Raw genomic sequence first — 11,550 nt, 5'->3', positions numbered from 1 at the left:
GAGATCATCTAGGCTTCCCGCACCATTACTCAAGGATGATAGCCATGTCAGATAATTCAGAGGCCAACATCGTCATAGCGGATGCACTGACACTGCTCCTACACAATCAGCACGCTTTAGCCGCTGCCATAGAAGAGGTTACTAAATGGCTCTCAGAGAGCGGAGTTGTGAGTGTCGGCAACAACGCAATGACTGCCATGGAAACGCTGGACACAAATGCACAAGCGATGACAGATGCCATCATGCGGATACGCATGTCGTAGGCGTCATCTAACTTGGCCTGCCCCTCCTTCACGAGCGAATCCTGATTTAACGCGGGAATAATGGAATTCTACGCTGCCCAACCGTGACCAACAGGCGCCGTAATGACGACTGACTGAGACCGGCCATCCGCAGTCTGCATCACGCTTCAATTGGCGATGACATGGCGAGCATAATGAATCATACCCGCCGAGACCCAAATGTGAGTAACGTCATGACCGAATCCCAACGCTGGACAGTGAAATGCCTAGATCCCGCGGATGGAAGTGGCGAGGCCATCGTTGACTTGCCGCCGGACCTACTCGCTACTTTAGGACTGAGGATCGGCGACATCCTGACGATTGAAGTGATCGATGGTGCGATAGTTCTAACGCCTAAGTCGAGCGACCCAGATACACCCTGAGTCGTGCTGGCGCGCTTTACCTAATCTTCAAACGGGCGCATGCGAACGGTATATCTGAACGGCGGCGTTTGGCGGTGCTCTGCCAATCGTAGCCACGAAGCGTAGTGGTCCAGCTTGATGCAAATGGCTGGTTGGGTCGAATGCATCTGAGTGGGCAAATCTGTGCATTCCGCCAACTTGGGTGTTCAACGGCGTGAATGGTCATTAGGTTCTTATCGACTACCCACGCTTGGTTACCAGTCATTGTTTTTTTTCGGATTAAGACCGGTGGGTGTTGGCTTCTTGGGAGCGTTCCGCCGACCTGAAGCACGCTTGCGCTTTTTGCCTTCCATACGAATGACCTGCAGCGGGCTGGGTAGAACCTCTTCCAACAAAGAAATTAAGCGCTCTAGCTCACCAATTGCCCTCAGTACAGCCACGAGGTTTATCAAGGTGCCCTTTCCCTGATTTAGCAACGCATGCAGCGTTTGACGACTCATCCCTGCATTCTTGGCCACGTCCTCCAAGCTCACATTCTTCTTCAGCCGAATGGTTTGAACATGCGCCACTATTGCGCCAGCAATAGCTTGATCGGATGATGCTGTTAGTCGCATAGCGTCAGTACTCCTAGGCGTTAATTCGATAAAACGGCCTTTGTGTAAATAATTATGGACGTTGCATGTCGGCGAATTGGGGGTAATAGTATTGTCATCCGTGGACGACTCCGGACACCTCTTCCTTCGCCGCTGAGAGCACGCCTAAGGGATTGGCCGAGAGCACTTCCTTCGGCCGCTTCCCGCCGAGGAAGGTATTTGGCGACGCAAACCAGAACGCCATTGCCCACCCGTCCTTCATCGTGGCCCACGTCGCAATTACACTCTCCAACGCAGAAAACGGCCGAAATCCTTGTGTTGGGTCGAGTCCATAGATCGGGAAATAATCGACCCCTTCATGGCGCAGAGCAAAAATCTTCCCGGCATGCTTCCATTTGTTGGGCTGCGAGCTGGGGTTGCCGGATTTGAACTGTGCGAGATTCGAGATCTCCTTGGCCGTCACCCAGTCGTTACTTTGAAGGATCTCGGTTTTCGCCTGCGCCAGCATTCGGGCCTCGCGCCACAACGTCGACGGCACCGGCTTCTTAGGAACCATTAGGGAGACGATAGAAGAAATCGTATCGGCAGGGAGAGGGTGCATTTGAGCGAAAAATGCCTGGGTGAGCATTTCTACGGAGCGTACGTAGGCGTCGATTAGGTCCTGTGACTTCGCATCCACTGTAATGACAATCTTATGCCCAAAGCCCTCTGTTTGTTGAGTTGGGGTTTCGATCTCAACCACCAGCGATTCCTGAGCGATTTCAGCCGTGTTAGCTCTGAAAGTCATACCAATCTCCCTGAGGTTATCGGCGCGATCAATAAATCGCCTATACCCAATCTATCCCCCACTACCGGTTATCGCAATGACGGACTGACGGTTGTAACGCTGCCTCGCCGGCCTGGCTGAGGAGGGGGCTTATTGAGTCGGCAAGCGAAAATCACTTTTTGAACTGTCATGGAGGAGATCGTCTGGTTCTGTCTGATAGCGGTCTGCCGCGAACGTCAGCTTCCGGCCAGAAACCGCTGTCGCATGGTAGCCGTTCCTGAGTCGGGCGCTACGTTACTGATAGGTGGCGACTAGGGGGGGCATAAGCAATATCCCGGCGCAGGGTATGGTAGCGAAAATCCCGGAACATACTATCTGTCCACGATGGTATCGTGGATACATTGATGCTTAGTCAACTCATGGAGTTAAGGTAATACTCTACCATCTATAACGTGTAACATGATCTCTGTATAATTTTAGGCCCGCAACCCTAAAAACCACCCTTGGATTTAATTATCGGAACAACGAAATGGCATTTCCAGCAAAAGTAGCCGAAAAACTTGCATACAACTCAGCTTACATATGTAATTACCCAAAATGTAATACGCTGACGGTGGGGCCAACGGCATCTAATAAACATCTCGCCAAAAAAATTGGAGAGGCTGCGCATATGGAGGGTGAGGGGCTGAAGTCTGCACGGCACAATAAGTCGAATCAGGCTATGGTTCAGGATATCTCAAATGGAATATGGCTTTGCGCCAACTGTCATACGATGATCGACAAGAATGATGGTGTTGACTTTCCACTGCGCGAATTGCAAGCATGGAAGGCAGAGCACGAGATGCTCATATCAAGTCTTCTGACGATGCACAAGAGCCCACTTCCATTGATACGCCGGAACAGCTTGAATCAGAAGACAGCTCAGAACGCTATCGACCTCGCCGCCGATTGTGGGGCACTTTTTCAGGAAAGAAATTATGAAGATCCACTGCTAATCATTCAGTCCATCGGAACGCTACGCAAATCGCTCAGCGCTGAATTAAAAAAGGTTCAGGATGACAAGCAACTACGGGCACTTGTTCAAGAAATGCAGAGCGGCTGTAGGGAGCTTATGAATCTTTCGTCCACCGATATGAGTATTATTTGGCCGTCCCTTCTGGTTGTGCGCTACAAAGTACTAAAGGCTGTGAAGTCTTTAGCTGCCGAATTTGGATGTCAAATCCCGGCACAAATCACATCTTAAATTTGGTGCAGCTGTCGGCAAACTCTGGCACGGTGGTTGTATGACGTAGGAATTGTGTATTCTGCTTGCGTTGGCCACTCGTGCAGGAGCTCAATGGCTCCTTTGGACTGTTCAGCTTGTATTGACCAACTGTTTACGCTAAAAACCTACTTGGTCGACAGATAGATTACGAGCTCTCATCAACATAGCATGATAGCTTTTTGTTTCTGCGTTGCTCCGGTAATCCACAAAAAATAAGGAACGCATATGGAGATTTTTGCCTCATGTATGGAATGCATGCAAACAAAAGGCATGCCGCTTCTAAAACCATTTCCTGCGCCATACTTTGATGACCGGATTTCAATAGTAGATTGCGATTTCGGCCACAAAATGGCAATTGTGCTGAGGGCGCAGAAGTTTGAGCTTTTATTGGAGTCTGGAGCAAATGCATTAATCGCTGGCTTTACTCTCGAAGCTTCCGCCAGTTTCTCCGCGGCACTGGAACGATTTTTTGAGTTTTCAAATAAAGTTGTTCTGACTCACCTAGAAATTGGCGAAGCTCTTTATGATGATGTTTTTAAGTTTATGTCCAGGCAGTCAGAGCGACAGACGGGTGCATTTTTAATTTTGCATGCATTAGTCTTTAACTTTGCTTACATACCCAACACCAAATTGACCGAGTTTCGCAATGCTGTAATCCACAAAGGGACAATTCCCACCCCTGATAAAGCCATGGAATTTTGCGAGCTAGTTTATGCTGAGGTATTTAATATATCCTCTTTATTAAATAAGCACTGCCCTGACGCTATTAACTTGATTCTGGAACGTGATTTTGAAAGTCGAGCCTCGACAGTTCCTGAAGGTATAAGGATTCATAGTGCACAGAAAAGTTCTATTTTTTCAATTAGTCATGAAAACAACAAGGAAGACTTTGCAAAGGCTCTAGAAAATTACGAAAAATTCAATGCAACACTCCGCCATGTATCTAAAGAAGTCCCCAAAATATTAGAAGCACTGCAGGCTAACCCAGAAGCTAGCGCTTTGATCGATAGCATAAGGCCAAAGTAAACAATAGACCGTGCTGCTCTCACTGGCGCTAGGAAGATTGTATAAACGAACTTCCAGCTTTAGGACGAATAATCCAAGCCAGTCCTGTAATCAGCAAGGCCAGTATCAGCAAACCCCAGATAGTTCTTATGCCGATCCCTTCACCGAAAGTGGTTACAAGAAAAGAGTTGACCTTTTCATCGGGTATGTTTTCGAGCAGCAGGCAGATTAGTAGTGACCAAGCCGTAAGAAAAGGCAATGCCATAAAATCTTTACAGATTCTTGATTTAATGGCTCCAAAGATCTGATTTCATTCAGTGCGGTTTTCTTTGTTTACTGGTTGCGAGGTTGGTGTTTTGTAGAGTGATGTATCTTGTTCCATAAAATCTTCCTTTGTGGGTGAAATCATATGGTACATATAATTTGATCTGTATGGAAAGTGTGTTTATCATTTTTTATTGGTCGATGATTTGAAGTGTTGGTGTCTTGGTTTCAGCATTTGAGTGGTTGAGATGTCTGCGTTTTTCAGTTCATGCAGAACATGGATGAGTAAATTGAGCAGACGTAATGGTTATGAGTAGTGCCGGCTTACAGCGCCGAGCATGTTTGGCGCGTTTTTTATAGCAATATGATTATGTTGAATTTTAGGTTGTGAGTTGACTTGTGCTTTCTTGTGCTATCGCCCGTCGAGCACATAGGGTAGGGCTGACTCGCATATTCATCATATTTACACGGCACTTGTCGAAAGCAGTGAGTGGTCCCAATAACAATGGAGTTAACACGATGAACAGTGAGCGAGATCGAGGGGCTATATTTATTTCTTACGCTTGGGGCGGCGAGCTGCAAAATAAGGAGTGGGTGCGACGTTGCATCGTTGCTCACCTGGACTGGAATTATCGGGTGTTCTGGGACCGAGACAGTATTAATTTTGGCCAGTCGATCACCGAGGCCATCGATACAGCATTAGCTGAACGACCACTTTTGGTATTGTGCTTGTGCGATCAGGATTACCTGGATGCTGCTGAGCGGACGAATTCTGGTCTGTATCGGGAGCTGCAAGCATTAACCGAAGCGGCCAACTCACCAGGAGTCAGAATTGTACCTCTCCTCCTTAGTGAGGAATGCGAGGGGCAGTTGCCCGCTCCTTTAGACGGTCGTCTCTATCTCGATCTTCGGCCTCTGCATCTGCGTGGTCTAGATCTTGGCGCGGCGCTCTTGGCCATGGTTGAGGGTGTCAGCCAAGCGCAGGTTCAAAGGGGTATTCAGAGCCAAGTGGCGATGGCACAACTTCGCCAGCGCGCTTATGACTACCTACGACAGCAACCGTTATCGTTGTTCGGTGATGGGCTCACGCACGACGTGATGGTTCGTCCGGAAGGGCAGGCACATTTTCCTCTGCTAGCGCCGCAATGGATGTGGGACAGCAAAGAGTGGGGCTTTATGTTAGGCGAAGAAAATTCTACCTATTGCCCAGTCAAGGGGCGATGGCACTGGGACCGTTTCAGTGCTTCGCGTGGCATGCGAGCACTTGGGACTGCCACATTGTCAGCATTCTTTCCACGTTTAGTAGGGGAGCATGAGCAGCGAGCGTTGAATCTAGGAGGGGCTGTATTGGCTGTGCATTTTTTTACAACCAACAAAGTGAATGAATCCTTCACTTTCGATATGAACGACCTGATCACTTTCATGATTTTAGATCTTGATGGGTATGGAGTACTGGAAAGGTTGTTGGATGCTATGGATCGCCAGTAATACGTACTTCATATCAGTGTCCCACAGCCTGTGCACCTACTCATCAAGGCGGGAACATTCACCACCCACCTAGACTATTGGGCGCTTTACGTGTGCAGACATTGCTCAAAGCCGGGGTGTCCGAAATCCAGGCTTTCCATTTCTTCGGCGGTCTACCTGGCGTACGGCCGAGAGCACTGGTGGCCTGTGAACGTAGAGTATTGGCCTAAATCCCTGGTCTATTTCGGTGGGTCCAGTGTGAACAGCCTGCGAGCAATCCTATAGGCTCCCGTTCTATGTCCAACGCGGCGGTAGCCTCCAGGAAACGTTGTTGGATTTTTTGAGACCGATTCGCCAAGAGGTTCTGAGCTTGAATCTTCAGTTGCTCCTTCAGATACCACTTAGTGGTCCTAACTTTGCGCCTGCCTTTCATCGCCATTGCTAGAATTAGAATCAGCAGGCCGCGAGGCGGCAGCCGTGTGAGGCATGAAAATTCGCTCACCTTACGATTAAAAAGGGTAATGGATCTGTTAGCCCGATCAGCAACCGTTCCACCTGCCCAATGCCTGGGGTAGTGGAAAGCGTCTCGTAAGGTTTCCTACCAGCAAATCGTTTCTTTGGCTTTGAGAGCCATCGCACGGCTTTTGTTGAGTCGCCGAAAATTGCCCCCGCCATGGCTGTGACATGCACAAGCCTGAAGAGCCGGTCGCTTTCCTTTACCGTCAAACGCTGGTGTTGTGTCGCTCTAATTTTCAAAGCTTTGTTGGAAACGATCTGATCGCATTCTGACGAGAGAGGAAGGTAATGATTGTTGAGCGACATGACGGTGTCAGGCGTGAAGCCGTGCGCGATTAACTCATGGATTTCAAGATCAGAGGCTGAGCAGGGGATGCCTAGCAAAGTTTCCAATCGAGTCCGATAAAAACGGTAAGCATCTTTTTGCAGGACTTCGGCAAGCATCGCGGCACCTGTCACACGGTACGATCTGCAATCAGCATCCAGCAATTCAGGGACCTTGTGAAGTCAGTAGTCATTGAAAAAAAGAATGCAGGCGCCGCGATTATTTCGGGATAGAGAAACGGGAGCTGGCGAATTCACCCGCGACAAACCCACGAAAATTCGTCGCATTAATTTCCAAATCCTACAGTTTCTAAGTTTTCGAAAAGACTGCTCCGATAGGGCGACTGATAAGTCCTGAGCACAGTTCATGTGGCAGATCAGCGAAGGTCGCAGTAGCGGCAAAGGTGAACTGGCCTAATGATTTTGGACAAGGTGAAGGCGATTAGGTTGTCAGAAACGAACATTGCACTCACTAGGTCATTTTTTTCAATCGGGCCAAGCCTAGTTTGATGTGACCGGCGTTTTCACTCATCGTCCACAGTGCGCCACGGACATTCCCACCCACTTCCTATTCCCTGCTCCTCGATCAACAGGGTCAACTCCATAATGGCCGATCCCTTTTGAGAAGCCCCCAAGCATAGCAGCAGCAGTGTCCCTAGTTGGAACCTGGGAATCGAGGCGAACTTGATTCGGCTCCGACGCTCCGAGTCATGTGACAGCCACACCGATGGCACCCCCAGCGGCGTGACATGAGTTACACAGGTCAGCTGAAGTTGTCCATTGCCGAAAGGAAACGATGAACATCGTCCTGTGATGTGTACTGCGCAAGGCTGATCCTGACCACGCCATCATTCTCGTCAAGGCCCAGCGCTCTAATGGTTTCCGTACTGAAATTATTACCATACCAAAGGCGAATGCCTCGTTCGGCCATATGCTGGGAAACAACTTCACTAGGCGTTGAGTCTAGAGTAAAGGACACAGTTGGGACTCTACGACACAACTCAATCGGCTCGCAGTAGCCATAAATTCTTATGCCTGTGAAGCCTTTCAATCCTTCTAGGACTTCCTGCACCAACACCTGTTCATGTTCGACAACGGTTCGTGTACCGGCAACGATCTGCTGTCGTTTATCAGCTTGCTCGCTGGAACCACCAAACTCGCGACCGATCCATGCCAAATGCTCGATCGCCCCCAAGGCACCCGCGATAGCCTCCCGGTTTTTGGTCCCCGTTTCGAATTTAAAAGGAGGCTTGTCGGAGGTAGGACGAGGTTTGTAGGGGATGAGTGCCTCAAGCAACTCTAGGCGACCCCATAGAATTCCGTGGTGGGGTCCATAGAGCTTGTGCGAGGAACACACCAGAAAGTCACAACCCAACGCCTGCACGTCTATCACACCGTGAGGTGCGAACTGAACCGCATCAATGTAGACAATCGCGCCTTTGCGCTTAGCCAAGGCAGCAACCGCAGCGACATCATTGATGGTGCCCGTCACGTTGTTCGCGTAGCTCAATGCGACTATCTTTGTGCGCTCGGTAATGCTCGATTCAATTTCGGAAATATTGAAACCATAGGTGTTCAAATCGAAAGACAGCCAGCGAACGGTTAACTCCAAGTCTTTTGCCAATTCAAGCCATGGGGAAATATTGGCTTCATGATCAGATCGGGTCAGGACAATCTCATCACCTTTACGCAGGCTTCGCCCTAAACAACGCGACATATGAAAAGTGAGGGTAGTCATGTTTTGACCAAACACAATTTCCTCTGCACAGTTTGCATTGACTAACGCGGCAGCAGCACAGCGAGCCCGATCGATTTCTCTTTGAGCAATAGATGATGTTGAGAAATGCCCACCCAGATTCGCATTGTTTTCGATGGCCGCTTGTAAACTTGCATCAAGCGCAGTTTTGCACATTTGGGTGCCAGCAGCGCCGTCGAGAAATATTGTGTCTTTTAGAGTTGGCATCGAAAAAACTGGAAATTGCTGTCTGATACGCTCGATATCCAAGGTGTTGCTCCTTTCTAATTGATACTGAGGCACATTAGGCTTTCAGATCATTAACACTGACACCCTGCGCCAATAGCAAATCCCTGATCCGGTCAGATTCTGCCCAGTTCTTTGCTATACGAGCAGCACTGCGCGCATCAATCAAGTCGGCTTGCTCAGGTGTCAAGTCCGTTGACTCCTTGTCGAATAAGCCAATGCCCAACACGTAATCAAAACTGTGCAGCAAGTCAACGCGCTCTGATTCACTCAGTTCATTGGACTTGATAACCCACCATAACTCCGCAATTGCACTTGGCGTGTGCAGATCTTTCTCAAGCGCAGAAAAAAACCTTCTGTACGACGCAACATGAAGTTCAGAAAACGCCTCACCATGGTCAATTGTTTTTTCCTGGAAACTGTTGATCCGCCGTCGAGCTTTTCGCAATGCGGTAGCGACGTCATCCAGCGCCTCCCAGGAAAAAGTCAACGAGCTGCGATAGTGCGAACCTAAAACCAACAATCTGAACGCGCGTGGGTCGTAGCCCTTATCGATCAGCGAGTCAACAGTGAGAAACTCCCCTTTCGACTTAGACATCTTCTCAGCATCAAGATTGAGGAACTCACAGTGAAACCAATAGTTGACCCAGCGGTGCCCAAAGCAGCATTCAGATTGAGCGACCTCGTTAGAATGATGAACATTTATGTGATCTATACCTCCACAATGAATATCGATTCTTTCGCCGAGATATTTGCTCGCCATGGCTGAGCATTCGATATGCCAGCCGGGAAATCCAAGCCCCCAAGGGGATTCCCACTTCATGATTTGGTCGGGAAACTTCGAGGTCGAGAACCACAATGCGAAGTCCGACTGTGAGCGCTTCAACGGGTCATGACTAACGCGATCAGTGGCTCGCTGGTCTTCAAGTACTAGTTGACCTAGCTCATGGTAATTTGGAAATTTCTCTACGCTGAAGTAGACATTCCCTGCGCTTATATATGCTACGCCTTTTTCAAGCAGACGCTCGATCATAGATATTATTTCGGGAATATGCTGCGTCGCTCTGCATACGACATCAGGCCTTGCTATATTCAACATTGCACAGTGTCTAAAAAACTCTTCTTCGTAGAACCGAGCGACTTCCCAGGGAGTTTTGTTCTCACGAACGGCGCCAAGCATCAATTTGTCATCACCGGAATCGGCATCGGATTGCAGATGTCCAACATCAGTAATGTTCATTACGTGTTTTACGGCAAAACCTAGATGGCGAAGAGCTTTAGTAAGCACATCTTCAAAAATATACGTGCGCATATTTCCAATATGTGCGTAGTGATAAACGGTAGGCCCGCAGGCATAAATGCCTACGTTTTTTCCAATGGCCGGGACAAAGGGCATTACAGCTTTACCAAGCGTATTGAATAGTTCCATTTCCAACCCTTGCATCGATGTGTGATCTGAAGTAGTAAAGTTTTTCTTTCTTACTTCAGGATCACCAGTTTTGTAAGCAGAGAATTACTCGAAAACAATAAAACCACCTGCCCACACCTATGTTTTGCCTCCGCAAACATCCCGCTGCGGCTATTCCTTATGTTACTGACGCTCCTTTCCTGTGTCGATCAGCAAATTTTGAATAGCTGTTCTCAGGTCCGACAAGGCAAAAAATAACCAACTATGCGGTATTCTTCAGGCTCGGCAGCGTACTTTCACGTAGCCTAACTGGCGTTTGACCATACGGAATGGACGCTCTACCTTGGCTCTTGATTGCGTTTAACCCGTTAGACAAGGTGCTCGACATTGTTGGTTGGGCTGTGCTTGCTCAGGCGCGAACCAACTTATCGCCGCGCCGCGACTGCCAGATGAAGCGCTCTTCGCCAAGCTAAAGCTTGCCTCCTGCATCACATCGGCCACGTTGGCCACCGTACTCCGCGTCAGTGAGGATCATTCGTTTTCATGGTGGCCATGGATAATGGAGTTTATTTTCCGCTAGGTCGAGAAAGCCTCTCAGGATGTCCTTAGTAAACCGAACTTCCCGGGCTCAGTCCCTAATGGGTTCTTTGCACTCCTGCCGGTCGATATCCAACCACTCACGAACAGAATCACGATCCCAAGCTCGGAGGGCGTAATTTTTCAATTCGTCAGGGACCGGATCGCCACTGTAGATAAGCCTGTTCAACATACCCGCTGCGTCAACGTCGGCAATGCACCAATCCCCAAAAAGGAACTTTCGTCCGTCCTGGAGACTTTGCGATAGCGTCTCCACAAGCCGTTGGGCATCGGCGATAGCCAAAGCACAAAGCGGTTCCTTGATAGCTTCGATAAAGATGGTCTCAGTTGGCCTGTCACCGCGTAGGTTAAAGAAATCGGTCCTCAACCAGGCCTGGATTTGCCGGGCTTGGGCGCGGGCCTTGATGTCCACCGGGAACAGCTTTATACCCACCGAAAGGTCATTCATGTATTCAGCGATAGCAGATGATTCAGCCAGCGTAAACACTCCATCAACCAACGTAGGAACACGGTGGGTCAGCGAAATCTCGGTAAACGGAGGCCGTTGATGATCGCCTTGAGAGAGATCCAGGTAGTGCATTTCAAAATCAACCTGACACTCCCGAAGGGCCACAAAAGCTGACATGGCAAATGGTGAAGTACATTGGTGATCTACATATAATTTCATAAGGTATTGGTCCATCCCGATCAAGAGGAAGATCGCCAAAAACAAAAGGCTCTGA

11 protein-coding genes are annotated in these 11,550 nt (G+C 48.9%); 5 read left to right on the top strand and 6 right to left on the bottom strand.

Annotated features, from left to right (window positions below; translation table 11 throughout):
• Positions 1-44: 44 nt before the first annotated feature.
• Positions 45-263 (top strand): hypothetical protein, encoded by a 219-nt coding sequence (locus ACIQV9_RS07250; RefSeq protein WP_403099720.1) that lies wholly within the window; start codon positions 45-47, stop codon positions 261-263.
• A gap of 161 nt (positions 264-424) precedes the next feature.
• Complete coding sequence (locus ACIQV9_RS07245; protein ID WP_403099718.1) at positions 425-664, top strand: AbrB/MazE/SpoVT family DNA-binding domain-containing protein; 240 nt, start codon at positions 425-427, stop codon at positions 662-664.
• A gap of 233 nt (positions 665-897) precedes the next feature.
• On the opposite strand, the gene ACIQV9_RS07240 is transcribed toward ACIQV9_RS07245, so the two are convergent.
• The gene (locus tag ACIQV9_RS07240; protein WP_403099717.1) at positions 898-1,257 is read right to left on the bottom strand and encodes a helix-turn-helix domain-containing protein; all 360 of its coding nucleotides are present in this window, start codon (positions 1,255-1,257) and stop codon (positions 898-900) included.
• Between the two features lie 94 nt (positions 1,258-1,351).
• Complete coding sequence (locus ACIQV9_RS07235) at positions 1,352-2,023, bottom strand: hypothetical protein (protein WP_403099715.1); 672 nt, start codon at positions 2,021-2,023, stop codon at positions 1,352-1,354.
• Positions 2,024-2,531: 508 nt separating this feature from the next.
• Here ACIQV9_RS07235 and ACIQV9_RS07230 point away from each other — a divergent pair.
• The 3 genes from ACIQV9_RS07230 (at position 2,532) to ACIQV9_RS07220 (ending at position 6,023) form a co-directional block, all read left to right on the top strand.
• Positions 2,532-3,245, top strand: a complete 714-nt coding sequence (locus tag ACIQV9_RS07230; RefSeq protein ID WP_403099713.1) for an HNH endonuclease — start codon at positions 2,532-2,534, stop codon at positions 3,243-3,245.
• A gap of 246 nt (positions 3,246-3,491) precedes the next feature.
• On the top strand, positions 3,492-4,292 hold the full coding sequence (locus ACIQV9_RS07225; protein ID WP_403099712.1) for a hypothetical protein: 801 nt from the start codon (positions 3,492-3,494) through the stop codon (positions 4,290-4,292).
• A 762-nt stretch (positions 4,293-5,054) separates the two neighbouring features.
• Complete coding sequence (locus ACIQV9_RS07220) at positions 5,055-6,023, top strand: toll/interleukin-1 receptor domain-containing protein (protein ID WP_403099710.1); 969 nt, start codon at positions 5,055-5,057, stop codon at positions 6,021-6,023.
• A 477-nt stretch (positions 6,024-6,500) separates the two neighbouring features.
• Here the strand turns inward: ACIQV9_RS07220 and ACIQV9_RS07215 are convergent, their stop codons facing one another.
• From ACIQV9_RS07215 to yfcF, 4 genes are all read right to left on the bottom strand, one after another.
• Positions 6,501-6,962, bottom strand: coding sequence for an antitoxin Xre/MbcA/ParS toxin-binding domain-containing protein (locus tag ACIQV9_RS07215; RefSeq protein ID WP_403099708.1), 462 nt, complete (start codon positions 6,960-6,962; stop codon positions 6,501-6,503).
• Between the two features lie 643 nt (positions 6,963-7,605).
• Positions 7,606-8,847, bottom strand: a complete 1,242-nt coding sequence (locus ACIQV9_RS07210) for a cysteine desulfurase-like protein (RefSeq protein WP_403099707.1) — start codon at positions 8,845-8,847, stop codon at positions 7,606-7,608.
• A gap of 34 nt (positions 8,848-8,881) precedes the next feature.
• Positions 8,882-10,252, bottom strand: coding sequence for a cysteine--tRNA ligase (cysS, locus tag ACIQV9_RS07205; RefSeq protein ID WP_403099706.1), 1,371 nt, complete (start codon positions 10,250-10,252; stop codon positions 8,882-8,884).
• A gap of 607 nt (positions 10,253-10,859) precedes the next feature.
• Positions 10,860-11,495, bottom strand: a complete 636-nt coding sequence (gene yfcF / locus ACIQV9_RS07200; protein ID WP_403099705.1) for a glutathione transferase — start codon at positions 11,493-11,495, stop codon at positions 10,860-10,862.
• Positions 11,496-11,550: the final 55 nt, after the last annotated feature.

This window comes from Pseudomonas sp. NPDC099000, assembly GCF_044759925.1.
Lineage (GTDB): Bacteria > Pseudomonadota > Gammaproteobacteria > Pseudomonadales > Pseudomonadaceae > Aquipseudomonas.
Note: the sequence above shows the minus strand (reverse complement) of the source record. Positions and strands in the feature narration are given on the sequence as shown.